The sequence below is a fragment of the Mesorhizobium sp. M7A.F.Ca.US.007.01.2.1 genome (genome assembly GCF_003998165.1).
Lineage (GTDB): Bacteria > Pseudomonadota > Alphaproteobacteria > Rhizobiales > Rhizobiaceae > Mesorhizobium > Mesorhizobium ciceri.
Genome location: NZ_RZQP01000011.1, coordinates 12,595 through 36,428, shown reverse-complemented (window position 1 = coordinate 36,428; position 23,834 = coordinate 12,595). Strand labels below are relative to the sequence as shown.

The window sequence follows — 23,834 nt, the reverse complement described above, 5'->3', positions numbered from 1 at the left end:
ACATTGCGACACGCGGCGCTTTGATCTGAGTCACTTGGAACGGGGGGCACTCTCCGCGCCGTCGTCGCGTTCGATGAGAATGCGCTCCGCCGCGCCGTCGAGATCCTCGTACTGACCGCTTCTCAACGCCCACAGGAAGCCGGACAGGCCGAGTGCGCCCAGAAAAAGCGCGACAGGTATGAGGTAAGTGAGAGTGGTCATGACGATCCGACCAGTTCGTTGGCGTTGGCCAGTCTTTCGCGGCGAATGTTCTTGGCCGGTGAAATTGGCTCTGACGAGCGCAGGCGCAGCGCATTGCCAATGACAAGCAGCGACGAGGCGGACATGGCGACCGCCGCTATCAAAGGCGTGACGTGCCCGAGGATGGCGATCGGTACCGCGACCGCATTGTAGACGATCGCGATGACGATGTTCTGCCGGATCAAGCGTCCTGCCTGGCGCGAGACGTCCAGCGCCAGTGGGATGGCCAGGAGGCTTTCGCGCAGAAAAACGAAGTCGGCTGCATTGCGGCCAATGTCGGCGGCCGTGGCGGGCGCGATCGAGACATGCGCAGCGCTCAGCGCCGGCGTGTCGTTGAGCCCGTCGCCAACCATCAGGACCTTGTGCCCGTCTCTCGCCAGACTCTCGATGCGTTCGACCTTGCCGGACGGCAGGAGGCAAGGGACGAAGTCATCGACACTCAGAACGTCCGCAACCTCCGAGCAGGCTTTGGCGGTGTCGCCCGAGAGCATCTCCACGTGCAGACCCGCATTGTGCAGTTGATCAATGGCTGTTCTAGCGTCGGCGCGCAGCGCATCCTCGAAAACGAAGGATGCGACAATCATCCCGTTTTCCGTCAGGACTGTTCCGCCGTAGCCATGTTTGCCTTCACCGCCGGTTCGAGCCTTCCAGCCCGCCCATCCGCGTCGACCCAGCCGCCAAATGCTTCCAGCGGCGGCGGCTTCGATCCCGAACCCTGGGTGCTCGGTTACTTTATCGAATTTGTGCTGGCTGCTGCTAGCGGCAAGGCCGGCAATAGCCTTTGAATATGGATGGCGCGAATGCGCGGCCATGTCGGCTGCGATTTTCAGCATGGCGGGATCGATCGACGTCGCGTTGACGAGCCGCGGCTGGCCAAGCGTGAGCGTGCCGGTCTTGTCGAACACCGCCGTGTCGATTGTCGCCAGGCGTTCCATGGCCGAGCCGTCCTTGACCATGATGCCGTTCTCGAACAGGCGTCGCGCGGCGACCACCTGCACGATCGGCACCGCGAGGCCGAGTGCGCACGGGCATGTGATGATCAGAACGGCAATGGCGACGGTTGTCGCCCGATGCCAGTCGCCGGTCGCCGCCATCCAGCCCAGGAATGTCACAAACGCGGTGAGATGGACCACCGGGGCATAAAGCGCTGAAACGCGGTCGGCGATACGGCGATATTGCGCGCGGCCGCCCTCGGCGGCCTCCATCAACCGGACCATTTCCGCCAGGAACGAATCCTTCGCGGCGGCTGCCGCCTGGATCGTCAGCGGGCCTGTAAGATTGAGCACACCGGCCTGTACAGCTTCGCCCGGCGCCACGTTTTTCGGCGTGCTTTCGCCTGAGGCCAGCGAGCAGTCGAGATCCGACGTTCCCTGGATGATCTTGCCGTCGACGGGTATCCTTTCACCAGCCGCGATCAACAGCTGCATCCCCGGTTCGATCTCGCCGACCGGCAGATAGTCGCGCGCGCCATCGCCGCGCAGCACCATGGCGCCACGCGCGGCCAGCTGAGACAGGCCTTTCACGGCAGTCCGGGCACGCTCCCGCATCACATGATCCAGCGTGCGTCCGATCAAAAGGAAGAACAGCAGCGATACCGACGCGTCGAAATAGGCATGGTCGCCATGATTGATCGTCTCATAAAGGCTCATGGCGTAGGCGAGCGAAACACCGACCGCGATGGGCACGTCCATATTCATGCGGCCATGACGCAAGGCATTCCAGGCCGAGCGGAAGAAGATGCCGCCGGCGAAGGCGAGGACAGGAATGGCGATCAGCGCCGAGACCCAGTGAAACAGGTCGCGGGTCGCACCTTCGGCGCCGGACCAGACCGAGACCGAAAGCAGCATGATGTTGCCCGCCGCAAAGCCAGCAACAGCGACGGCGCGGATCAGTTCGGCAAGCGTCTTGTCCTTGTCGTCGACCTCGGGTGCGAACAGATGCGCTTCGTAGCCCAGCCTGCCAAGCGCGGCGACGAAGGGTGGCACCTCGTCTCCACGCCACTGGACCGCGACCCGCTTCGTCGACAGGTTGACGCGCGCGCTTTCGACATGATCAAGCTTTCCAAGTGCCGCCTCGATCGTCTGGATGCAGGCGGCGCAATGAACCGCCGGCACTGAAAGGTCGGTCTGGCGAAGGTTGTCGCCAAGCGATCGGCTCGCCAACCTGATCTCCTGGCTGGATGGCAGGACCGACGTGGCGCCCTTCAGATCCAGCGCCATTTCAGCGCCCGGTGCACAACAGCTCATTGCAGCGCTCCATGCGAAATCATGATCCTGCGGACGTCGCGATAGGGTCGCGCCAGGCCGGCATCGGCGTCGACTTCAACGATCCAGACGCCGTCCTTCGGCATGTGCTGCGCGGCGAACTCCGGGCCGGAGGCGAGGGCGAGCGTGACGGACTCGTCCTCTTTCTCGTAGGCGGGATGACGAAACAGGACCTTGACGCCGTGCAGGGGAACTGGCTTGCCGGCAGCGTCGGAGAGGCTGTAGCGGACCTCGCCCCATGCGATGGTCAGCTTGCCGGTCCAACCGAGCGCTGCTTGGGCGCGGCCGGCCTCGGCCTCCTTGTTGAATTGCTGGCTGGCCACATATGTGTTCTCGACGACGAGGCCGGTCCAACTCGTATTGGCGAGCGTGGCCATTGTCAGGTTGACCGCGATGACCACCCCGAAAAAGGTGAGAATGATGGCCAGCATGTGCCTGCCGGTGAATTCGCGAGGCTTTTGGGCATTGGCGGTCATTTGGCGGCCTCTGGCGCATTGAATGTTGCGGTGTACTCGTTCGACTCGAAGCTCGCTCTGTCCTCGACACGGAACTTGAAGGTCTGTGCCGGGGCGTGGATCTGGTCCGCCGGCTGGCGAACGAAGACCTTCAACGTTTTCAGGCGGTCGGGCTCGACCGGGATGGCGAAAGACCGGCCGGCCGGAATGTCGTCGCCGACGACGAGCATGTCGGCACCCTCCAGGCCCTGCATGGTGACGACGATTGTCCTTGGCTCGGGGATCATGTTGAGCAGCTTGACGGTATAGCCATTGCGGATGGAGCCATCGGATAGCGTGACGAATTGCGGATTGCGGTCATGCAGCACGTTCAGTTCGAGCCGATCGCGCGTCAGCAGCGAATAGAGCAGGCCCAGCCCGATCAGCGACCACAGGCCCATGTAGACGTAGGTGCGCGGCCGGAAGATCTTGCGAATGTGAAAATGCGCCACCTGATCGGAGAAGGTGCCGACGGCCGTCCTGACCAGTGACGGATTGACTGAACTGGAGCCGCCCGCGGTCGCCAGCATCATGTTGGCGTTGTAGTCGGAGAGCGTCGCGTAGGCGATCAGCCCGCGCTCCTTGCCGAGCTTGTCCATGACGCCGTCGCAGGCGTCGATGCACAGTGCGCAGGTAATGCATTCGAGCTGCTGGCCGTCGCGAATGTCGATCCCCATCGGGCACACCGCGACACAGGCATTGCAGTCGACGCAGTCGCCGACGGACTGCCCCGAGGCTTGCACCTTCTTCGCATGACGCGAGCGCGGTTCGCCGCGCCAGTCATTGTAGGTGACGGTGAGCGAATTCTCGTCGAGCATGGCCGCCTGGATGCGCGGCCATGGGCACATATAGGTGCAGACCTGCTCGCGCATCAGCCCGCCGAACGTGTAGGTGGTCGCCGTCAACACGGCGATGGTGATGTAGGCGATAGGCGCGGCGGTACCGGTGAAAAGCTCGCCAACCAGCGTCGGTGCATCGGCAAAGTAGAAAATCCAGGCGCCGCCGGTCGCCGCGCCGATGACCAGCCAGATCGTGTGCTTCGATACGCGCAGCATCAGCTTGCGGGCGGTCCAGGGACCTGCATCGAGCTTCATGCGGGCGTTGCGGTCGCCCTCTATCGCGCGCTCGACGACGAGGAACAGATCGACCCACACCGTCTGTGGGCATGCATAGCCGCACCAGGCACGGCCGACAGTCGACGTGATCAGGAAAAGACCGACGCCCGCCATGACCAGAAGGCCAGCCACGTAAAAGAATTCCTGCGGCCATATCTCGATGAAGAAGAAGTAGAAGCGCCGATTGGCGACATCGAGCAGCACGGCCTGGTCGGGCGCAAACGGACCACGGTCCCATCGCAGCCATGGCGTTAGATAGTAAATGCCAAGCGTGATCGCCATCACCAGCCATTTGAAGCGTCGAAAATTGCCCGAGGCGCGTTTTGGAAAGATCTTCTTGCGCGCGGCGTAGAGGGGCTGACGTGTCTTGGCGGAATTGACCGCCTCCGCTTCCAGCCGTTCCACCTGCGTCTTGTCGAGCACGATTATCTCCACTTGCGCGCAGACTGTGATTTTGAGCGCGCCGGGCAACATTGCCGCCGCATGGACCGACCCGCGTTGATGCAGGTCAATCGGCGAATGCCGAAAAGATCGAGGCCCGGACTGGCCGGGCCTCGTCGCTCAGGCGGTGAAGGGCAGGAAATAGGGCCCCCGACCTATTCCCCACCGCCGAGCGAATGGATGTAGACCGCCAACTCCTTGACCTTGGTCTCGCCGAGACGCGCGCCCCATGCAGGCATCACGCCCTGCTTCGGTGCGCGAACCTGGTCACCGATTGCCGTCTCGCCCGACCCGTAAAGCCAGATCGCGTCGGTCAGGTCGGGCGCGCCGAGTTCCCTGTTGCCTTTCGCATTGTCGCCATGACAGGCAACGCAGTTTTCGGCAAAGACCTTGGCGCCGGGTTGGATCAGACTTGCATCGTTGACCTTGCCTGACAGGCTGGCGACGTAGGCGCTGACCTGTGCAATCTGGTCAGCGGTGATGATGTCGCCAAAGGCCGGCATTTCCGACAGGCGCGTTTCTGCATCGTTCGCAAAGCGGATGCCATGCGTGATCGTCTGCTGGACCTGCTCGGCCTTGCCGCCCCACAGCCAGTCGTCGTCGTTGAGGTTGGGAAAGCCCTTGGAACCTTGGGCGCCGGAGCCGTGGCACTGCGTGCAATTGACCTTGAATGCGGCGCCGCCGGCCGCGACCGCGAATTCGCGCAAGGCATCGTCCGCTGCGATTTCCGAGACGGTCTTCGACTCTACGGCCGCGACATACTTGCCCTTCGACACTTCTGCCGCCACCAACTCGTTCTTGACGTCCTTGCGGCTCGAATAGCCGAGCACACCGGTTGTCGCGGAGTGCAGCAGCGGCCATGCCGGATAGGCGATCGTGTAGCCGATCGCCCAGACGATGGTGACGTAGAACGTGATGACCCACCAGCGCGGAAGCGGATTGTTCAGTTCCCGGATGCCGTCCCACTCATGGCCAGTGGTTGAGACGCCAGAGATTTCATCGATGTGCTCGTCGCTCATGATCACTCGTCCTCAAGGGGAATCCGGGCAGCTTCGTCGGCCAGCCTGCGGCTGCCGGGGCGCAGGGCAAAGACAATTGCTCCGACAAAGAAGAGCGCCATGGCGACCAGACCCCAGCTGTCAGCAAACTCCCGCATCAAATTGTATTCCATGGATAAACCTCCTCAGCGGTAACCGGCGGCCTCGTCGTAGTTCTTGAAATCCACCAAGGTCCCGAGCATCTGCAGGTACGCAACGAGGGCATCCATTTCGGTGACCTGTTGCTGGTTGCCGTCGAAGTCGCCGATCTTGGCTTTGGGGTAGCGGGCTTCGAGGCCGGACGTGTCGGCGTTGGGATCGGCTTGCGCCATCAGGTCGGCGTTGGCGTGGGCGACCATGTCATCGCTGTAGGGGACACCGACACGCCTGTTGGCAACCAGATGCGTCGAGAAGTCCTTCACCTCGATCGGCGTGTCTTTGAGGAACGCGTAGCTCGGCATGATCGATTCCGGCACCACCGAACGCGGATCCGTCAGATGCTCGACATGCCACAGATTCGAGTAGCGGTCGCCAACCCTGGCGAGGTCCGGCCCGGTCCGCTTCGATCCCCACTGGAAAGGATGATCGTACATCGACTCGGCAGCCAGGCTGTAGTGACCGTAGCGCTCGACTTCGTCGCGGAACGGCCTGATCATCTGGCTGTGGCAGAGGTAGCAGCCTTCGCGCACATAGATGTTGCGCCCGACAAGTTCGAGCGGTGAATAGGGGCGCATGCCTTCCACCTTCTCGATCGTGTTGTCGAGGTAGAAGAGCGGTGCGATCTCGACGATGCCGCCGACGGTCACCACAAGAAGGGAGCCCACGAGAAGCAGCGTCGCGTTCTTCTCGATGATTGCGTGTCTATCCATCAAGCCCATGTTCTGGCTCCTTATTCGGCAGGCTGAAGGGTGGGAACGGCGCCAGGCATTGGTTGCTCCTCGCGCTGGTGGCCGAGGATGGTCATGGCGATGTTCCAGGCCATGATCAGGGCGCCGGAGAGGTACATGGCGCCGCCCATGGCCCGCATGACATAGTAGGGGTGCATGGCGGCGACGGTTTCAGCGAAGGAGTAGACCAGAAAGCCCTGCTCGTCGTATTCGCGCCACATCAGGCCCTGCATGATGCCGGACACCCACATCACCGCGGCGTAGACAACGATGCCCAGCGTCGCCAACCAGAAGTGCCAGGTAACCAGCCGCAGGGAATAGAGCCGTTGACGGTTCCAGAGCTTCGGCACCATGTAGTAGATCGCGCCGAACGAGATCATGCCGACCCAGCCGAGTGCGCCGGAGTGCACATGACCAATGGTCCAGTCGGTATAGTGCGATAGCGAGTTGACCGTCTTTATCGACATCATCGGCCCTTCGAAGGTCGACATGCCGTAGAAGGCGATGGCCATCACCATCATGCGGATGATCGGGTCGGTACGCAGCTTGTCCCAAGCGCCTGACAAGGTCATCAGGCCATTGATCATGCCACCCCATGACGGCATCCACAGCATGATCGAGAACACCATGCCGAGCGTCTGCGCCCAATCGGGCAGGGCAGTGTAGTGCAGGTGATGCGGCCCGGCCCAGATGTAGAGAAAGATGATCGCCCAGAAATGGATGATCGACAGCCGATAGGAATAGACCGGCCGGTTCGCCTGCTTGGGGACGAAGTAATACATCATGCCGAGGAAGCCGGCAGTGAGGAAGAAGCCGACGGCGTTGTGGCCATACCACCATTGCGTCAGGGCGTCCTGGACCCCGGAAAAAGCGGAGTAGCTCTTGGAGCCGAGAAACGAGGCCGGCATCGACAGGTTGTTGATCACGTGGAGCATCGCGATCGTCACGATGAAGGACAGATAGAACCAGTTGGCGACATAGATGTGCGGTTCCTTGCGCTTCAGGATCGTGCCAAGGAACAGGACGAGGTAGGCGACCCAGACAATGGTCAGCCAGATGTCGACATACCATTCAGGTTCGGCGTATTCGCGGCTCTCGGTGATGCCGAGCAGATAGCCGGTAGCGGCCATGACGATGAAAAGCTGGTAACCCCAAAAGACGAACCAGGCGAGATCGCCGCCGAAAAGCCGGGCGCGGCAGGTCCGCTGCACGACATACAATGACGTGCAAAGCAATGCGTTGCCGCCGAAGGCGAAGACGACCCCCGAGGTATGCAGCGGCCGCAAGCGGCCGAAATTGAACCAGGGCTGGATGTTGAGATCGGGGTAGGCAAGCTGCAGCGCGATGACGACGCCGACCAGCATGCCGACGACACCCCAAAACATCGTGGCGATGGCGCCGTAGCGGATTGGACCGTCCATGTAGGCGGATGGGTCGATCGGAGCGGCCACTTCGAAGCTTGTGTTGCGGATGAGGATGCCGACAAACCCGAGCAGCACAAAAAACAGCACCCACATGTGCTGGCGGAAAGGCTCGTCGACACCGAACCCGGCCGCGACAAGGGCGGCAAATGTGAACAGCCCCAAAGCGAAGATTTGTGTACCAAACTTCATGACATGTCCCCGACGTCGATTCCGATGCGCGGACGCCAATCCGCGTGACACCAATTCAGCAGTCGGCCCACCGCCGCCTTGATCCATGTCAAAGCCACATCCTTTTGGATTGGGCAGCGTCGGTCGCACAAACGATCAGGAGGCTGCCGTTGAACAGGTTGAAGGAGCTGGGATCGTCGCTGAACGAAACAGGCCGTGAAAATACGACAGCTCGATCTGGCCGGGAGGCGGTTCCGGCGGCGGTGATGAAACGTGCCCATCTGGAAAAGCTGCAGCTCTGCGAGGCCCTCGAAAGAATCGCCGACACCTTGCCGAAGGTTGATCGTTTGAATGCCTGAGCACGGCAAACGCGATCGTCCCGCCATTGCGAAACATTCATCGATACGAAGAGACGATGATCTTCCCGGCCTACGAGGCTGGTTTGAACAGCCGCGACGCCAACCTCGATTCCACCCGGCGATTGCGCGCCGAACATGTCGAGGACGAATGCTTTGCCGGCGAGGTGACTGAAATTCTGCTGGCGATCGGCCATGGCAAGACCATCGACAATGCCGAAGCGGTTGGTTTCATGCTGCGCGGCTTCTTCGAAAGCGTGCGCCGCCACATCGCCTTTGAGCGCGAGCATGTCCTGCCGATGATCGGGATCGTCGATTAACTCTTAAGCGCCAGAGCGCATTTGCAGCCGATCCAAGTTCTCGACAACAACATGCCGATTGTTCTCGATGCGGATCACGTGATCCGATCGCAGCCGGGTCAGCTGACGGCTTACAGTCTCGATCGTCAGACCGAGGAAATCGGCGATGTCGGCGCGGGTCAGAGGTAGCTCGAAACGTGTCGACTGGGCGGCGGGGTCGAGCGCGGGATCGATGTTTCTGGCGATCATCAACAGAAAACTCGCCACCTTTTCCGAAGCACTCTTGCGCCCCAGCGTCACCATCCAGTCGCGCGCGTCGTCGAGTTCGTTCAGCGTCTGTTTGAAGAGGCGGTGCTCCAGTCCCGGCGACTCTTTCATCATCCGTTCGATCGCGGCCTTGGGGAATGAGCACAGGGAGACGGCGGTAGCGGCTTCGGCGTTGATCGCGCTTTCTCCCTTGAAAGGCCGTCCCAGAAAATCGGGTGCGAACTGCAGGCCGACGATCTGCTGGCGCCCATCCGAAAGGCTCTTTGTGAGCTTGACCACGCCGGAGAGCACGTTCGCGTAACTGTCGACGGCCTCGGCGTCACCGATCAATTCCACGCCCGCTTCAACAGTATGCTTCGACGAGGTCTTGGCAAGGCCCACCAGCTGATCCGGATCGAGCGCGCCGCAAACGCCATGGTGCCGAGCTTCGCATGATTGGCAAAGCACGGGAATGCCGATGCTATGAACATCCTGACGCACTGTCATCGTGATCGTCCGCGGACCCAAAGTCCTTTCACGATATAGCATCGACCCAAGCAAAAGCGCTTGCGGCAGTTTGTCCGCAGCCGATGGGCGTTGACCGAAATCAAGGCGGCTATTGCGTCTCGTGAGCAGAGTCGTGCGAAACAGCCCGGAGCAGATTAGGACATGCGCCCAGATTTAGTTGCCCGACTTGGCGAGAACGTGCCGCGTTACACCAGCTATCCGACGGCGCCGCATTTTCATCCAGGTGTCGATGCTGCCGTTTGTCGCGGCTGGTTGCAAACGCTTGGCGGGGATGACGAGATTTCGCTCTATCTGCACATCCCTTACTGCGACAAGCTATGCTGGTTCTGTGCTTGCCATACCAAGCAGACCCGCCATTACGAGCCGGTGACCACCTATCTGCGTTCACTGCATGCCGAGATCGCCACCGTCGCCGGTCTTGTCGCAGGCAAGGGCCGCGTGCGTGCCGTCCATTTCGGCGGCGGTTCGCCGACGATGCTCAAGCCCGAGGATATGGTGGCGCTGGGAACGGTCCTGCGCAACAGCTTCGCCTTTCTTGCCGGCGCCAAGATCAGCGTCGAAATCGAGCCCAATGATATGGACGATGCCCGCCTCGACGCGCTTACCGAAATCGGCATGACAAGGGCGAGCCTCGGCGTTCAGGATTTCGGTCCGAAGGTGCAGAAGGCAATCAACCGCGAGCAGAGCTTCCTACAGACCAAGACGGTCGTGGACGGCGTTCGTTCGCGCGGCGTCGAATCCGTCAATCTCGACCTACTCTACGGCCTGCCGCACCAGACCAGGGAGAGCGTCGCCTCCACGGTTGCGCAGGCACTGACCCTGGAGCCGGACCGGATCGCGCTTTTTGGCTACGCCCATGTACCGTGGTTCAAGAAACATCAGACGATGATCGACGAGGCTTGGCTCCCCGGTCCCGCGGAACGATTTGCCCAATCGCAACTGGCCGCGCAGGTGATCGTGGACCAGGGCTACGAAGCAATCGGGCTCGACCATTTCGCCAAACCGGGCGATGCGCTGGCGCTTGCGGCCCGCGCCGGGACCTTGCACCGGAATTTTCAGGGCTACACCGAGGATCGTTGCGAAACCTTGATCGGCCTCGGCCCATCGTCAATCAGTCAGTTTCGCCGGGGCTATGCACAGAACATCCCTTCGACCGCCGAGTATGGGCGCATGGTCGCGGACGGCGGATTGGCTACGGTCCGCGGCGTTGCGCTTTCCGATGACGACCGCGTTCGCGGCTGGATCATCGAGCGCCTGATGTGCGATTTCGGCTTCTCCGCAATCGACTTGGTGGAGCGCTTTGGCGAACCCGGCCAGAGACTTCTCGTCAAGGCGAGTTCCACCGCCCTTCACGATCCTGCGCGGTTGCTTGAACTTGACGGTGACCGCTTCGTCGTGCCGGCGGAAAACCGCCCCTTTGTCAGGAGCATCGCGGCAAAGTTCGACAAATATTTCGAAACCGGCAAGGCGAGACATTCCGTAGCCGTCTGAGCGTCAGCTTGGTAGGACCGAGTGCGATGAGACCCGATTTTGGGCCAGGGCCGTCAAGCCTATGACGACCGTGTCCATGACCTGATGGATGACCTACATCCTCATCTGACAGCGCAAATGGTCGACCGCGTCAGGAATCGCTTCTCCCGCCCGTTGTCCAGCGAGAACATGCCGCCGCGACCAGCCACCTTGCGAGGCTCCGATGTAGAAGGGGGCCTCGCCGATGTGGCCGAGCAGCACATCCTGGTCACCAATGATGAAGCCCGCCACCGGACAGCACATCGGCGAAGAGCCGTCGCAACAGCCGCCGGACTGATGGAACAGCACCGGCCCATGATCGGTGACGATCTCCGCCATCAGTTCAAGGGCAGCCGGTGTCGCCGTGACTTTTGCAAGCATGGTCTTGTCCGCTTTCCAACCATGCGCGCGGCCCCAATGGAGCCGCGCGCATGAGCGCAGTGATCAGAAGAAGCCGAGCTTCTTCGGGCTGTAGCTGACCAGCATGTTCTTGGTCTGCTGATAGTGGTCGAGCATCATCTTGTGGGTCTCGCGGCCGATGCCGGACTGCTTGTAACCGCCGAAGGCCGCATGCGCGGGATAGGCGTGGTAGCAATTGGTCCAGACGCGGCCAGCCTGGATCGCCCGGCCGAAGCGGTAGGCGCGGTTGGCGTCGCGTGTCCAGACGCCGGCACCCAGGCCGTAGAGCGTATCGTTGGCAATCGCCAGTGCTTCCTCGTCGTCCTTGAAAGTCGTGACCGAAACCACCGGCCCAAAAATCTCCTCCTGGAAGATGCGCATCTTGTTGTGGCCCTTGAACACCGTCGGCTGGACGTAGTAGCCACCAGCCAGGTCGCCGGGTAGAAGATTGCGTGCCCCACCGGCCAGCAACTCGGCTCCTTCCTGGCGGCCGATGTCGATGTAGGACAGGATCTTTTCCATCTGCTCAGACGAGGCCTGAGCACCGATCATCGTCGCCGGGTCGAGCGGGTCGCCCTGCACGATGGCCTCGACGCGCTTGAGGGCGCGTTCCATGAACCTATCGTAGATCGATTCCTGGATGAGCGCTCGGCTCGGGCAGGTGCAGACCTCGCCCTGGTTCAGCGCGAACATTACGAAGCCTTCGATCGCCTTGTCGAAGAAATCGTCGTCTTCGGCGACGACATCCCTAAAGAAGATATTGGGCGACTTGCCGCCGAGCTCGAGCGTCACGGGGATCAGGTTCTGGCTGGCATATTGCATGATCAGCCGACCGGTCGTGGTTTCGCCGGTAAAGGCGATCTTGGCAATGCGCGGCGACGACGCGAGCGGCTTGCCAGCCTCGAGGCCGAAGCCGTTGACAATGTTGAGCACGCCTGGCGGCAGCAGGTCGCCGATGAGATCCGCCCACAGCAAGATCGCAGCCGGGGTCTGCTCGGCAGGCTTGAGAACGACGCAGTTTCCGGCGGCGAGGGCAGGCGCAAGCTTCCAGCATGCCATCAGCAACGGGAAGTTCCACGGGATGATCTGGGCGACCACGCCGAGCGGCTCATGGAAATGATAAGCGACAGTGTCGTCGTCGATCTGGGAAAGGCTGCCTTCCTGGCCACGCACCGCGCCGGCGAAATAGCGGAAATGGTCGATGGCCAAAGGCAGGTCGGCCGCGGTCGTTTCGCGGATCGGCTTGCCGTTGTCCCAGGTTTCGGCACAGGCTAGGAGATCGAGGTTCTCCTCCATGCAGTCGGCGATGCGGTTGAGGATAAGCGACCGCTCGGCCACGCTGGTGCGTCCCCAGGCATCCTTGGCGGCGTGCGCCGCATCCAGGGCCGCCTCGATATCCTGGGCATCCGAACGAGCAACCTCGCAGAGTAGCTGGCCGTTCACAGGTGAGTAGTTCTCGAAGTAGCGGCAGGACCGCGGCTCGGCCCATTTGCCGCCGATAAAATTGCCATAGCGCTTGTCGAAGGGCGCCTTGACCGGGCGTGAGAATTCAACCTTGTTCATGTGTCTTCCTCCCAAAGCTGACGTCGCGGGATGCGACGCTTCGGAAGAGACTTGCGATTTCCGCCTGGAGTTGTCACCGCACCGGTCACTGCGGTTGGACATGATGTGTCGCAGAATTGCGACAGTCATGGTCGCCAAGGGTGTTCAGTGTGACCGGTGGACATCCAGGCGGTTGAGTTTGCGGTGAAGCGTCGCGCGGCTGATACCCAGCGCCTGAGCCGCCGCGGAGACATTTCCGTCTGCCCGCGCCAGCGCACGCTGCAGGGCGCCGCGCTCTGCTTCGGCGAGGACTTTGGAGTCACTCTCGGCCCAGCCGAGCAGATCGGCGGCGGGCATCGGTCTGTCGAGACACTGTTGCGTAAGGCCAAGCGCCAGGCGGGCCGAACGGGTCGCGCCGACCACGAGATCGTCCGCGTCGACGGCAATCAGCGCACCGGAACCTTTGTCGATCACCGGTGCAAGTAGAATGCGCGCCTTTGCGAACGCCATCTTGAAGTTTTCACTTTCGATCCGTCGCGCCGCGTCGACGACAGCCATCGAGATGAGATTGGCGAAGGCTTCGGTCAGATCGGCCCGGCAGGAGGACACGTCAAGCGCGGCTACAAGGTTCCCCTCATGATCATGGACCGGAGCGGTGGTGCAACTGAGCAGCGTGTTGCGCGTGTGGAAATGCTGGTCACGGTGAATTGTCAACGCCCGGCGCTCAACTAGGCAGGTGCCGATTCCGTTGGTGCCCTGGCTTTCCTCATTCCAGACGGAGCCGGTCCACAAACCCCAAGAATGAAACGTCTCATCGTCGACAGGCGCCCCACGCCGTTCGACCGGCACGCCGTCACGATCGGCGAGCAGGACACAGCATCCGACGCCGCCAACAGCAAGATAGAGACGGTCGAGACTCGATTGGGCAGCTTGGACGAGAGGTTCGATGCGTTGCCGGGCGTGCCCCAGTTCGGCCTCTGTCAGATAGGGTGGGAGACTGCAGTCCGCTGGATCGAGCCGATGCAAATTGGACGACCGTCGCCAGGAGGCTACCAGCGCGGACTTCGCTGCAGCGTCCGAGGCAATCGCCACCTGGATGCGGTCAGCATGATGACCGTATTGATCTTCGCGCATTACTTATCCTCCCGCAACCTGATGTCTTTCCTCCGTCCTGGCCGACCGGTTTGCGGTCCGATCAGCACGTAGTCAATTCGTCGAAAGAAGCAGAAAGGCAGATCGCTTCCTGTTGCCTAAGCTCCCAACGACAAAGCCTACCAACAGAATGCCACGCAATCATTGATCAGGAGCAAGTCTGAGCATCGTTGGTCAGAAATGCTCGCCGGCCTTGAACGGCCCGATGCGGGTGCCTGCCGCGATCAGATAAGCCGTGGACCAGCCGATGAGCAGGAACCCGTTTACGCCTTCAAGCGCGGCCAGGACCCGCCACGCATGGGCGGGTACGATGTCGCCGTAGCCAACCGTCGAAAAGGTAATGGTGGAAAAGTACAACGCCGTTTCGAAATCAGCGAAGATATCGAGCAACCAGTAGAGCCCGGCCCAAAGCCAGACCTCTACGGTCATAACCCCAAAGAGCCCCATCACCACGCTGATCATCGCGACGATGCGGCTGCGGCGCCCGTGCATGCGAAACCGGGCGACCAGGTGTCCCATCGCGTGTGTCACGGCGATCAGACCAAAGGAATGGACCAGGACCGTCAGACTTATGACCGCAGTGCCGATGAGTAGATTGAGGATCATCGGCGAAAGCTAGATGACGCATGGATCTGGGTCCTTGTGCGAAATCAAATCCACCGCAGCATACTCCAAACCGCGACGGGGACTGCGTTCGCATGAACGCATTGGTTGCCGTTTCTGAAGACAAGGTCGTCGCAGGCTTTGTTTGCACCATGTGTGCAGAAAGACTTACTTGTGAAAAGTGGCTTTCTGCTGCGGCTGCAAAAGATCTGGCCTCCAATTGCCCTGGGGTTATTGGATGAACGATCTACGCCGCGAGGGCTGAAGCTCAACCGCAAGCCTTCGGCATCTGCCTCTCCTTACTTTGCTCCCTCGGACCGTGAAATGCGCCGCTCCCGATTGCGGCGCCGGCGCTTTTGTTCCGCGGACACGGCCGCAGCCTGCTTCAGATAAGCCGCCTTTTCCTTTCCCTTCAATTTCTTGGCGAATTCCAGCATCGTATAATACCAGCTGTGATGCGTGGCTGTACCCGTCGGCTCAATCTCCGCAGCCCGGCGGTATTTCTCAAATGCCGCCTTATAGGTCTTGGCGGCGCCGGTTCTACGGGCCAGATCGGCCAGCGCGTGGCCCCAGCTCAGATAGACGCTGTAATAATTTGGATTAGCCGCTCCCGCAGCCTGGAAATGCCCCATCGACTTCTTAAACAGCGCGAGGTCGTCCGTGATCCGCGCCAAATCATGTAGTGCCTTGGCAAAATTGTTGTGAACGACGTCGGGCGTCCGGGTGTGTCGGAGCGCTGCTTCGTAATGGCCAAATGCTTCTCTCAGTATCCCATTGTCGTTGCGGGGATATTCTGCGCGTGCCAGATCCGCCAGCGCATTCGCCAAATTGTTGTGGGCGTCTGAAAACTGAGGATCTATAACCAGTGCGGCCCGATATTTCACGACGGCGCGGTGGAGCAGCGCTTCCGCCGCCCTAGTCATCACTTCCAGTGCACCATCTCGGACTGCCCTAGACAGGTCGAACAGGACATTGCCCCAGTTGTAGAGGGCATCAGCTTCTGTGACCCGAATTTTCGTTGCGATGGCGAAATGCTCAGCGGCTTTCCGATAAAGGTCACGATCATCGTCGATTTTCGCCGCTGAGTGGGCGCGATCGCCCAGAATCATTTGGGGCCAGCCGTAAGTGTCCCGTTCCCGTTCGGTCAGCTTCTCCAGCTGCCGGCCCTTGAACAACGCGGCAACGCGCTCATGCTCGCCTGCGAGGAAATAGTATTCGGTAGATAGGGCCTGCTCTTGGCCGGCGATCAGCGCGTCGAGCTGGGGTCGTATGACGGCGGCGGCGTCAAACCGGCTTTCGCGGAGCCCAGGCTCGTCGTACAGATCGTTTCTCGGAGCTTTGTAGTCCTTCAGCATCTGAAACATAGATTTTAAATGCGAAAACGGCTGCGTTACGAAACGCGGGGGAAAGCATCCGAGCTTTTGAGCCAGCGTGACGAAGAAATCATCGGCATCCCAGTCGCCCAAAAAGTGCGTGCCGCGTCCGGGGGTGAGGAGCCGTTTGGAGACATGGGCCGGTGGCGTCTTTCCATAGCCTACCCAATAGAGGCCATACTCGAACGTCCTAACATCGGCCAGAAGATCAAAAACCGGATCGTTCTCGCCACTATAACCGACCACAATCCAAATCCGGCCTTTGTGCGCATCCTCGAAAACAGGTTTCACATATCGGCGATGTTTGTTCACCTCTTCACGCGTGTTGAGAAGCACAAAGCCATCACGCTGACCATGGAGATGGAATATCGACTTTTCACTCACCTGGTCGGGATTGAAAAGATGCGATGCGGCGAAGTCATAAATCGCCGGGAACGAATTTATAAGGGAGCAGGCCCGGGAAACGAGAGGATCAAAATTGGTGGTAAGTACCCGATCGACAAAGTCGTGATCAATAAGTTGAGCGAGCGCGAGGTGGGCCCAATTGATTTTCGCATTGTCGATGTATCCGCCAATAAGGTCGCGCCGGACCCCACGGTCAAGCGCTGCCATGCAGCCAGGATAGTCTTTCGGGGTCGCACGCGCGTAGGCGGCAGGATATGTGGTCCTTATATGCTCTACCACGGCACCTGCCGACGGAATCCTCGCGCTGATCGAAGAGCCAGCACCGAGTAGTACGGTGCATTTTCGCGTTGTGCCTGGTTTCGGCCGCAGCGCCTCTACAATGTCTTCTAACGTGCGTGGGGACGTTGGTGTCAAACTATTCTCATGTTGAAATTGAGTGCATCACGCCTCAGGTTCCCCGCGTTTTAAAAAGGTCTGCCGGCAACCCATTGCGCTGATAGAATGCGACGAGTCTTGAAAGACTGCCATAGGTTCCGTCCGCCGACCGATCATCACCTCTTAGCCCCTGCCATCTCTCAGGGCGGGTTTCATCTCTAGGCGCTATTCCTTGGAACCAAGCAGCTTCTTGACCGTATCGGTCATTTCGCATTTGTTTGCCCCTTGCGTATGCCTCAACAGAAAGATGTGAGCCGGGCTCTCGCCCGACGTTAACAGACCGGTCCTGGCGCTCTTTAAGGGTACGTTGGGAATGGAAAGATGCATCTCAGGCAGGGCCCAGCGAATTTTGCTGGAGAACACAAAAACGTTCTCAGGTTTATACCTCACCAAAATAGAGGTGAAACGCTCTTTCGCCTCTTCAACCATCTCGCCGGGGATCTGATTATATCGATCGTCAGCGCCACCGATCGATCGTGGCGCGTAGTTGAAAAAAATCACTTGGTTCCAAAATTCCAGAGCATCTGCAAAGGAGAAATAGTCCTTTATCTGCCGGAAGAAAGCGATGTTTTTCCAAGTCCCATCCAGAATTTTGGAAATGACAAACATCGTAGAATCCTCACTGTCGTCTTCGGACCAGTGTGAGTTTCCGACAATCGCGACTCGGGCCCCAGAGATGCCAACTCTGTAATTGGGACCTACCCAAGGCTTGTGCTGAAACATCCACTTCTCCTTACACGCAAAAAGCAGCGTGACAACGGGCTGCAGATCATTCAACCGTCATCTGCCGGAAGCCCACGAGCCGGACACGACGAACGCTGCGCTCGCCGACGGCAGCGCCCTGCGCTCGAACCGGGAATTTCCACCACTCCTCTCGCGAAAGTCACGTAGCGCATCACCTCGCCCGGTGTGGAGCCGACCCTTTCCCAGCAATGCCTCACCCGTGCGGGAGGCGTGACCGCAGCGGGATCACTCGGCCATGCGGTGGAGGATCAGGTGTGACGCAGCTATCCTCGCCTCCGATCTCAAATCAGACTTGCATCAAATCGACGTGAGACAGGAAATCGTCACAAGGATTGGCGGTCTCAGAACCCGCTGCGTTCAGCAATCAATCGGTCGTCTTCGGAGCCGCCCGAACTCGATGACGGGTCAGCCCAGATTAGGGAAATCGGACGTCCCTTCTTCACCGGTTGGAGTAGGACCAACACCGCCCTCGCGTGTGAGGAAGCGTCTTTGACCGAAATAGAGAAGCGCAGCGGCGCAAGCGACAATGGCCGTGACTGATCTTAGCCAATGTGGCGTTTCTTCCGGGTGTTCTTTCCAGGCCACGCCCACGGCGTCCTCGAATGGATTGGGTCTGATCGAAGACCGCCTTCGCTGCGCTCAGTCTCGATCGTCTTCCCGCAACGACGCCGCTGCGTTTTCTTCCCCTGTCCGCTGCGCGTCCATTCCTCGCGATCCAAGAAAGCCTCGCGTCGCCGTCTTTCACTTCGTTTCAGCCCCTTCAGGGGTGCGGACCGATCGTCTCCGGTCTCACGACCACCATCGAGGCCGCGATGGGCGCGGCCCGGGAAAACAAGAAGGAACATCACCATGGCTACGATCGGCACTTTCTCCCGCACCGCGAACGGCTTCTCCGGCTCGGTCAAGACCCTCAATCTCAACGTCAAGACGGTAACGTTCTCTCCGGCCGATGGCGAAAATGAAAAGGGTCCCGACTTCCGCATCTTCGCTGGCGCCACCGAGTTCGGGGCGGCATGGAAGAAGACCTCGCGCGAGGGCAGCGACTACCACTCCGTCAAGCTCGACGATCCCAGCTTCCCCGCTCCGATCTACGCGAGCCTGGTCGAGACCGACACCGAGGGCGACTTCTCGCTCATCTGGTCCCGCCGCACCGCAGAATGATCCATCTCAACACGAAGCCCCACCGCAAGGCGGGGCTTCGCCATGTTCAGGTCAGGCGCAGCCTAGGCCTCTGTCAGATGCAGCAGGTTACGCTTTGGCCCGCGCCTTGCGCGCCTTCTTCACCGGCGACTTGATTGCCGCCGCAGTGGTTCTCGCTGCCGCCGCCCGCACGGCCGGTTTGCGTTTTTCCGCCGCGGCAGACGTGGGCGTCGCCGCCTTGCGCCCGAGCCCTATTGATTTCGCCAGAGCCGACCGGGTAGCCGCGTAGTTCGGCGCCACCATCGGGTAATCGGCCGGCAGGTTCCACTTCTGCCGGTATTCGTCGGGGGTCAGGTTAAAGTGCTGAAGATGCCGCTTGAGCGATTTGAATTTCTTTCCGTCTTCCAGACAGCTGATGAAGTCGGGCGTTACCGATTTCTTGATCGAAACCGCCGGCTGTTGTTTTACCACAGGTTCTATCGCCGGCGTGCCGATGCCATTCAGGGCGGCATGAATGTCGCCGATTAGTTTCGGCAACTCGCCAACCGGTACTGGATTGTTCGATACATAGGCCGCGACAATGTCAGCCGTTATAGACACAGTATCCAGTTTGTTGCCTTGCTGCGAGAGCAGTGGTCATATAATTTCCCTTGTTTGTATCGGATGAATTGAGCGACGTTTGAGTTTTCTGCCCTGCCCACAGCGCAAATAGTACATTTCTTCGTAAAATCCACCTCTCTTGCGCAACATGACAAGAGTAGAATTTCGCTCTTGTCGTCCAATCGGCTGGGATGCCTTTGCCTATCTCATCTAAAGCGAGGAGCTTCCTTCACTTTTCCGCCCGTTCCAGCTGTGCAGAGCAATGCCGCTGGCTCGCGCCCTGGCTACAGAGTTTCTATCAACGCGCAGTGTGCATGATCGCGTGTGTGGGGTGTGCAAGGTTTCGAGGGCAACACGATCTGGCATTTGAAGTTTGCTTATACGGCAGCGCCTGCTTTGACGAGCTTTGCCAACTCGAGCCTTGCGCCCTTCATCATCTGGATCAAGGCGCGCGAGAGAAGATTGTCGCCGGTAGCGACAATCGCGAAGGCCTCCTGCGCAACCGCTTGACTGCGGCGTCGGCGCTGGCGCACCGGCGGAAGTCTGCTGTTGGGCTTCGTACCGGCCGCTGCTCGCGCCAACTGGGGCTAAGTTCGCTGGCTCGTCTTCTCCTCACGCCGTTCACCACCGAACGCCTGCCATCCTTTCGCGGCCCATAGGTCACGCGCATGCTCACCTTGATCGCTCTGCAGCTTGTCGGCGATCCAGAGGAGCGCTCCGTAGATGGTGGCGCGATCGTCATTGGTCAGCTCGACGACGCCTGCCTTGACGACGAGACCGCCGAGTTCGATCAGTTGCCGTGTGCGCTTGCGGCGCTCGACCTGCCAGGTCCTCATGTCATTGCGAGCCAGTGCCGTCTGCCGGCGATTGCGCGCTGCCCGGTTGTGCCGGAGTGCTGCGAGGGTTGCGCTGAGATTCCGAAGCAGTTCGCCGGGACCGGCTCTCGAAAAACACCACTCCACGCTTGGCCCATGCCTCACGCTTTGAGGTGTCTTTCGTCTCAGTGATTGCGACGAGTGCGCCGGCCAGTTCGTCGGTGCTGAGTTGATCGGCACCGGTGGCGATCACTAGTTCGCCAAGCTGCTGCACCTTTCGCGTTTTGAGCTCGCGCGCCTTGTCTTCCAGTGCCTTCAGTTCGGTATCGAAGTCACGTGGTTTGCGCATGTCTGCCTCCATTGATTGTCGATCTCTGGATGATAGGGGAGCGGCTGCCGGAAGGCTTCAGGGTTGCCGAGACAGCCCGGGACGGGCTGGTCCATCCCGAGATTTTTTCGAGGGAGGGCGCGCTTATACGTCGTGCCGACGTAGGCTTTGCCGTGCAAATGATCCTGTCGCGATGGCGATCTATCATCTTCACGTCAAGGTCATTGGCCGCAATGCTGGGAGCAGTGCTGTGGCGTCAGCCGCCTACCGCTCGGCCTCGCGGCTGCGCGATGAACGGATCGAACGCACGCATGACTTCTCCGCCAAGCGTGGTGTTGTCCATTCCGAGGTCAAGCTGCCGGAGGATGCACCGGAGGCGTGGCGCGACCGCGAACGGCTGTGGAACGAGGTCGAGAGCTTCGAGGTGAGGAAGGATGCGCAGCTTGCCCGCGAGGTCGAGTTTGCGCTCCCGCGTGAACTCAGCCAGGCGCAAGGCATCGAACTGGCGCGCGACTTTGTACAAGTCGAGTTTGTCAGCAAGGGCATGGTCGCCGATCTCAATGTGCATTGGGACAGGGCGGAAGATGGCAGCCCAAAACCTCATGCCCATGTCATGCTGACCATGCGGTCCGTGGGCCAGAACGGTTTTGGTGCCAAGGTCCGAGACTGGAATGCTACCCAGCTGGTCGAGCGCTGGCGCGAGCGGTGGGCGGAGCTTGCCAATGAGCGCCTTGCCGAACTCGACATCGACGCGCGTATTGATCATCGCAGTCTGGAAGCGCAGGGCATTGCCCTGGAGCCGCAAACGCAGATTGGCGCGCCGGCCCAGCGCATTGAGGGTGGCGGCCTTGTTGCTGGCGACAGTGAAGCAGATCGCGCCGAACTGCATCGCGAGATCTCGCGCAACAATGGTGCGCGCATCATTGCGGATCCTCACCTGGCGCTCGATGCCATCACCCATCAGCAATCGACCTTCACCCGAAAAGACATCGCGAAGTTTGCGCATCGCCACAGCGATGGAGTGGAGCAGTTCAACGAGGTGGTGGCAGCCATCAGCAATGCACCCGATCTGGTCGAACTGGGCAAGGACGGACGCGGCGAAGACCGTTTCACCACCCGGCAAATGATCGAGACCGAACAGCGCCTTCACCGCACCGCGGAGCGTATCGATTTGGACGAGCGCCACGCGGTGAGTGACGTCCATCGCGAGGCCGCTCTGGCGCGGGCAGCGCAACGCGGGCTTGTCCTGTCAGGCGAGCAGAGCGATGCGCTTGCGCACATCACCGATGGTCGCGGTCTTGGCGTCATTGTCGGCTTTGCCGGAACTGGCAAGAGCGCCATGCTGGGCGTTGCGCGCCAGGCATGGGCAGCGGCGGGCTACGAGGTTCGAGGCGCGGCACTCTCCGGCATTGCCGCCGAGAATCTGGAAGGCGGTTCGGGCATCTCGTCACGCACCATCCCCAGTATGGAGCATAGCTGGGCACAGGGCAGGGATCTGCTCACCACGCGCGATGTCCTGGTGATCGATGAGGCCGGCATGGTCGGCACGCGCCAGTTGGAGCGCGTGCTCTCCCATGCCGCCAACGTTGGCGCAAAGGTCGTCCTTGTTGGTGACCCGCAGCAGCTGCAGGCGATCGAAGCCGGTGCTGCATTCCGCTCGATTCACGAGCGACATGGCGGCGTCGAAATCGGTCAGGTGCGCCGACAGCGCGAGGACTGGCAGCGCGACGCCACGCGCGATCTGGCAACCGGCAGGATCGGCGCCGCGATCAGCGCCTACGACGCGCAAGGCATGGTGCATCAGGCTGCAACGCGCAATGAGGCGCGAGCTGAACTCGTCGAGCGCTGGGATCGCGACAGGCAGGCGCATCCAGAGGCGAGCCGGATCATCCTCACCCACACCAACGACGAGGTTCGCGCACTCAACCAGGCAGCGCGCGAGCGGCTACGCGCTGCTGGAGAACTTGGCGACGAGGTTCACGTGAATGTCGAACGAGGTCCAAGGGCGTTCGCCAGCGGCGACCGGGTCATGTTCCTGCGCAACGAGCGGTCGCTTGGCGTCAAGAACGGCACGCTCGGCATCGTCGAGGAGCTCAGCACACAGAGCATGACCGTGCGCACCGATGACGACAGATCGGTTCGCTTCGACCTGAAAGACTACACGCACATCGACCACGGCTATGCCGCGACCATTCACAAGGCGCAGGGCATGACCGTCGACCGGACGCATGTGCTCGCCACCGCGGGCTTGGATGCGCATGGCTGCTACGTCGCACTGTCGCGGCATCGAGACGGGCTGGACCTGCATTATGGCGGCGACGACTTTGCCACTAGAGAACGGCTCGTCCGGACGCTGTCACGGGACCGCGCCAAGGACATGGCGTCGGATTACGAGCGGATCGACCCGGCGCGGAGCTATGCCGAGCGGCGCGGCATCACGTTCCGCGAGCGCGTGGTCGAGATCGTGCGCCGGATCGTTCCGGAGAAGCTGCGCGACAAGATCGGGGGGTTGCTGGACGGGTTGCGCTCGCCCGGAGACGCCGAGCCTCTGCAGGAACGTGGACCTGGGCCGGGAAGGGAAAATGTTGGGGTGCGGATCGGAGATGCTGGCTCCACGCCCGAAAGGAAAACTCCCACCACCGGAGTACCGCGCGACGCGAATGTGCCGGGGAACCCAGAAGCAGAGATGCGCCGAGCCCGCACCCAGGCGCTTGTGCGGCACGCGCGTGCGCTCGACGCGGTCCTCAGTACTGGAAATGCGGACGGGCAGGGCAGTCCCGACCAGATGCGCGAATTGAGGGATGCCCGTAGCGCTTTCGAGAAGGTTCGGCCTCATGGCTGGCGCGATGCCGAAGCGGCCTATGTGAAAAATCTCGAACTTGTCCGCGAGGCGGGGGCCGGCCGCGTCAATCGCATCGTGCTTGCTCTCCAGCTTGAGACGGAAATCCGCACCGGACTAGACAACGATCCGGGCCGCCGCGCCGACCGTTTCGTCGAACGTTGGCAGAAGCTCGACCGGACGGGACGGGAGCAATATCAGGCCGGCGACATGTCCGGCTACAAGTCGACGCGTTCGGCCATGTCCGATATGGCCAAGAGCCTCGAACGCGACCCTCAACTTGAATCCCTGCTGGCAAACCGCAAACGCGAGCTTGGCATCAACGTGGATTCGGGTCGTCGCTTGGGCGCGGAACTGGCCTTCAGTCATGGCATCGGCAAGGGGCGGGGCGTTGGGCTCTAAGACATGCCGATTTCCCGCCGGCTACACGCCATAGATAGGCGAGGCGGCA

The 23,834-nt window shown here is 60.8% G+C and carries 21 protein-coding genes and 2 pseudogenes; 5 read left to right on the top strand and 18 right to left on the bottom strand.

Annotated features, from left to right (window positions below; translation table 11 throughout):
* Window positions 1-30 precede the first annotated feature (30 nt).
* The 8 genes from ccoS to ccoN all read right to left on the bottom strand — a co-directional run bounded on the left by ccoS (window position 31) and on the right by ccoN (window position 8,091).
* Window positions 31-201 (bottom strand): cbb3-type cytochrome oxidase assembly protein CcoS, encoded by a 171-nt coding sequence (gene ccoS, locus EN949_RS03810; RefSeq protein WP_127365823.1) that lies wholly within the window; start codon window positions 199-201, stop codon window positions 31-33.
* Window positions 198-2,486 carry a cation-translocating P-type ATPase gene (locus EN949_RS03805; RefSeq protein WP_127365822.1) on the bottom strand — a complete coding sequence of 763 codons (2,289 nt, stop codon included), beginning with the start codon at window positions 2,484-2,486 and terminating at the stop codon, window positions 198-200. Before EN949_RS03805 ends, ccoS begins: the two co-directional genes overlap by 4 nt.
* Window positions 2,483-2,980, bottom strand: a complete 498-nt coding sequence (locus EN949_RS03800) for a FixH family protein (RefSeq protein ID WP_127365821.1) — start codon at window positions 2,978-2,980, stop codon at window positions 2,483-2,485. The genes EN949_RS03805 and EN949_RS03800 overlap by 4 nt, the downstream gene beginning before the upstream one ends.
* Complete coding sequence (gene ccoG / locus EN949_RS03795) at window positions 2,977-4,536, bottom strand: cytochrome c oxidase accessory protein CcoG (RefSeq protein WP_127365820.1); 1,560 nt, start codon at window positions 4,534-4,536, stop codon at window positions 2,977-2,979. Before ccoG ends, EN949_RS03800 begins: the two co-directional genes overlap by 4 nt.
* 173 nt (window positions 4,537-4,709) lie before the next feature.
* Window positions 4,710-5,573: a cytochrome-c oxidase, cbb3-type subunit III gene (gene ccoP, locus EN949_RS03790; protein WP_127365819.1), complete on the bottom strand. Its 864-nt coding sequence runs from the start codon at window positions 5,571-5,573 to the stop codon at window positions 4,710-4,712.
* Between the two features lie 2 nt (window positions 5,574-5,575).
* Window positions 5,576-5,725 carry a cbb3-type cytochrome c oxidase subunit 3 gene (locus EN949_RS03785; protein ID WP_127365818.1) on the bottom strand — a complete coding sequence of 50 codons (150 nt, stop codon included), beginning with the start codon at window positions 5,723-5,725 and terminating at the stop codon, window positions 5,576-5,578.
* Between the two features lie 12 nt (window positions 5,726-5,737).
* Window positions 5,738-6,469, bottom strand: a complete 732-nt coding sequence (ccoO, locus tag EN949_RS03780) for a cytochrome-c oxidase, cbb3-type subunit II (RefSeq protein WP_127365817.1) — start codon at window positions 6,467-6,469, stop codon at window positions 5,738-5,740.
* A gap of 11 nt (window positions 6,470-6,480) precedes the next feature.
* Window positions 6,481-8,091: a cytochrome-c oxidase, cbb3-type subunit I gene (ccoN, locus tag EN949_RS03775; RefSeq protein WP_127365816.1), complete on the bottom strand. Its 1,611-nt coding sequence runs from the start codon at window positions 8,089-8,091 to the stop codon at window positions 6,481-6,483.
* Window positions 8,092-8,336: 245 nt separating this feature from the next.
* On the opposite strand from ccoN, the pseudogene EN949_RS03770 reads away from it, so the two are divergent.
* A pseudogene (locus EN949_RS03770) lies at window positions 8,337-8,746 on the top strand (hemerythrin domain-containing protein).
* Between the two features lie 3 nt (window positions 8,747-8,749).
* On the opposite strand, the gene EN949_RS03765 reads toward EN949_RS03770, so the two are convergent.
* Window positions 8,750-9,478, bottom strand: a complete 729-nt coding sequence (locus EN949_RS03765; protein WP_127365815.1) for a Crp/Fnr family transcriptional regulator — start codon at window positions 9,476-9,478, stop codon at window positions 8,750-8,752.
* A gap of 162 nt (window positions 9,479-9,640) precedes the next feature.
* Here EN949_RS03765 and hemN point away from each other — a divergent pair, with 162 nt between their 5' ends.
* Window positions 9,641-10,990 carry an oxygen-independent coproporphyrinogen III oxidase gene (gene hemN, locus EN949_RS03760; protein WP_127371636.1) on the top strand — a complete coding sequence of 450 codons (1,350 nt, stop codon included), beginning with the start codon at window positions 9,641-9,643 and terminating at the stop codon, window positions 10,988-10,990.
* A gap of 101 nt (window positions 10,991-11,091) precedes the next feature.
* Here hemN and EN949_RS03755 read toward each other — a convergent pair.
* The 4 genes and pseudogenes from EN949_RS03755 to EN949_RS03740 all read right to left on the bottom strand — a co-directional run bounded on the left by EN949_RS03755 (window position 11,092) and on the right by EN949_RS03740 (window position 14,707).
* Window positions 11,092-11,389: pseudogene (locus EN949_RS03755) on the bottom strand (DUF779 domain-containing protein).
* 63 nt (window positions 11,390-11,452) lie between these two features.
* Window positions 11,453-12,970 carry an aldehyde dehydrogenase gene (gene adh, locus EN949_RS03750; protein WP_127371635.1) on the bottom strand — a complete coding sequence of 506 codons (1,518 nt, stop codon included), beginning with the start codon at window positions 12,968-12,970 and terminating at the stop codon, window positions 11,453-11,455.
* Between the two features lie 144 nt (window positions 12,971-13,114).
* Window positions 13,115-14,083 (bottom strand): helix-turn-helix domain-containing protein, encoded by a 969-nt coding sequence (locus tag EN949_RS03745; protein ID WP_127366683.1) that lies wholly within the window; start codon window positions 14,081-14,083, stop codon window positions 13,115-13,117.
* Window positions 14,084-14,275: 192 nt separating this feature from the next.
* Window positions 14,276-14,707 carry a potassium channel family protein gene (locus tag EN949_RS03740; RefSeq protein WP_127366684.1) on the bottom strand — a complete coding sequence of 144 codons (432 nt, stop codon included), beginning with the start codon at window positions 14,705-14,707 and terminating at the stop codon, window positions 14,276-14,278.
* 92 nt (window positions 14,708-14,799) lie between these two features.
* On the opposite strand from EN949_RS03740, the gene EN949_RS35770 reads away from it, so the two are divergent.
* Window positions 14,800-14,946 (top strand): hypothetical protein, encoded by a 147-nt coding sequence (locus tag EN949_RS35770; protein ID WP_164755320.1) that lies wholly within the window; start codon window positions 14,800-14,802, stop codon window positions 14,944-14,946.
* A 57-nt stretch (window positions 14,947-15,003) separates the two neighbouring features.
* Here EN949_RS35770 and EN949_RS03735 read toward each other — a convergent pair whose 3' ends face one another.
* Together EN949_RS03735 and EN949_RS03730 are read right to left on the bottom strand one after the other, a co-directional pair.
* Window positions 15,004-16,689 (bottom strand): SIR2 family protein, encoded by a 1,686-nt coding sequence (locus EN949_RS03735; RefSeq protein ID WP_127366685.1) that lies wholly within the window; start codon window positions 16,687-16,689, stop codon window positions 15,004-15,006.
* Window positions 16,690-17,082: 393 nt separating this feature from the next.
* A complete protein-coding gene (locus EN949_RS03730) occupies window positions 17,083-17,526 on the bottom strand; it encodes a hypothetical protein (protein WP_127366686.1) in 444 nt (147 codons plus the stop codon).
* A 984-nt stretch (window positions 17,527-18,510) separates the two neighbouring features.
* Here EN949_RS03730 and EN949_RS03725 point away from each other — a divergent pair.
* Window positions 18,511-18,822 carry a DUF736 domain-containing protein gene (locus tag EN949_RS03725; RefSeq protein ID WP_127366687.1) on the top strand — a complete coding sequence of 104 codons (312 nt, stop codon included), beginning with the start codon at window positions 18,511-18,513 and terminating at the stop codon, window positions 18,820-18,822.
* Between the two features lie 87 nt (window positions 18,823-18,909).
* Here the strand turns inward: EN949_RS03725 and EN949_RS03720 are convergent, their stop codons facing one another.
* The 3 genes from EN949_RS03720 to EN949_RS03710 form a co-directional block, all read right to left on the bottom strand.
* Window positions 18,910-19,434, bottom strand: a complete 525-nt coding sequence (locus tag EN949_RS03720) for a MucR family transcriptional regulator (protein ID WP_127366688.1) — start codon at window positions 19,432-19,434, stop codon at window positions 18,910-18,912.
* Window positions 19,435-19,988: 554 nt separating this feature from the next.
* Window positions 19,989-20,237, bottom strand: coding sequence for a conjugal transfer protein TraD (locus tag EN949_RS03715; protein ID WP_127365639.1), 249 nt, complete (start codon window positions 20,235-20,237; stop codon window positions 19,989-19,991).
* Window position 20,238: 1 nt separating this feature from the next.
* Window positions 20,239-20,565, bottom strand: coding sequence for a conjugal transfer protein TraD (locus EN949_RS03710; RefSeq protein ID WP_127365640.1), 327 nt, complete (start codon window positions 20,563-20,565; stop codon window positions 20,239-20,241).
* Window positions 20,566-20,737: 172 nt separating this feature from the next.
* Here EN949_RS03710 and traA point away from each other — a divergent pair, with 172 nt between their 5' ends.
* Window positions 20,738-23,785 carry a Ti-type conjugative transfer relaxase TraA gene (gene traA / locus EN949_RS03705; protein WP_127365641.1) on the top strand — a complete coding sequence of 1,016 codons (3,048 nt, stop codon included), beginning with the start codon at window positions 20,738-20,740 and terminating at the stop codon, window positions 23,783-23,785.
* The last annotated feature ends 49 nt before the right edge of the window (window positions 23,786-23,834 follow it).

Coding starts and splice junctions, on each gene's coding strand:
- ccoS (WP_127365823.1), bottom strand. CDS start 201: ATGACCACTCTCACTTACCTCATACCTGTCGCGCTTTTTCTGGGCGCA.
- EN949_RS03725 (WP_127366687.1), top strand. CDS start 18,511: ATGGCTACGATCGGCACTTTCTCCCGCACCGCGAACGGCTTCTCCGGC.
- adh (WP_127371635.1), bottom strand. CDS start 12,970: ATGAACAAGGTTGAATTCTCACGCCCGGTCAAGGCGCCCTTCGACAAG.
- EN949_RS03730 (WP_127366686.1), bottom strand. CDS start 17,526: ATGTTTGTCATTTCCAAAATTCTGGATGGGACTTGGAAAAACATCGCT.
- EN949_RS03735 (WP_127366685.1), bottom strand. CDS start 16,689: ATGGCAGCGCTTGACCGTGGGGTCCGGCGCGACCTTATTGGCGGATAC.
- EN949_RS03710 (WP_127365640.1), bottom strand. CDS start 20,565: ATGCGCAAACCACGTGACTTCGATACCGAACTGAAGGCACTGGAAGAC.
- ccoP (WP_127365819.1), bottom strand. CDS start 5,573: ATGAGCGACGAGCACATCGATGAAATCTCTGGCGTCTCAACCACTGGC.
- EN949_RS03715 (WP_127365639.1), bottom strand. CDS start 20,237: ATGAGGACCTGGCAGGTCGAGCGCCGCAAGCGCACACGGCAACTGATC.
- ccoN (WP_127365816.1), bottom strand. CDS start 8,091: ATGAAGTTTGGTACACAAATCTTCGCTTTGGGGCTGTTCACATTTGCC.
- EN949_RS35770 (WP_164755320.1), top strand. CDS start 14,800: ATGAACGCATTGGTTGCCGTTTCTGAAGACAAGGTCGTCGCAGGCTTT.
- hemN (WP_127371636.1), top strand. CDS start 9,641: ATGCGCCCAGATTTAGTTGCCCGACTTGGCGAGAACGTGCCGCGTTAC.
- ccoO (WP_127365817.1), bottom strand. CDS start 6,469: ATGGGCTTGATGGATAGACACGCAATCATCGAGAAGAACGCGACGCTG.
- EN949_RS03800 (WP_127365821.1), bottom strand. CDS start 2,980: ATGACCGCCAATGCCCAAAAGCCTCGCGAATTCACCGGCAGGCACATG.
- EN949_RS03745 (WP_127366683.1), bottom strand. CDS start 14,083: ATGCGCGAAGATCAATACGGTCATCATGCTGACCGCATCCAGGTGGCG.
- traA (WP_127365641.1), top strand. CDS start 20,738: ATGGCGATCTATCATCTTCACGTCAAGGTCATTGGCCGCAATGCTGGG.
- EN949_RS03765 (WP_127365815.1), bottom strand. CDS start 9,478: ATGACAGTGCGTCAGGATGTTCATAGCATCGGCATTCCCGTGCTTTGC.
- EN949_RS03740 (WP_127366684.1), bottom strand. CDS start 14,707: ATGATCCTCAATCTACTCATCGGCACTGCGGTCATAAGTCTGACGGTC.
- EN949_RS03805 (WP_127365822.1), bottom strand. CDS start 2,486: ATGAGCTGTTGTGCACCGGGCGCTGAAATGGCGCTGGATCTGAAGGGC.
- EN949_RS03785 (WP_127365818.1), bottom strand. CDS start 5,725: ATGGAATACAATTTGATGCGGGAGTTTGCTGACAGCTGGGGTCTGGTC.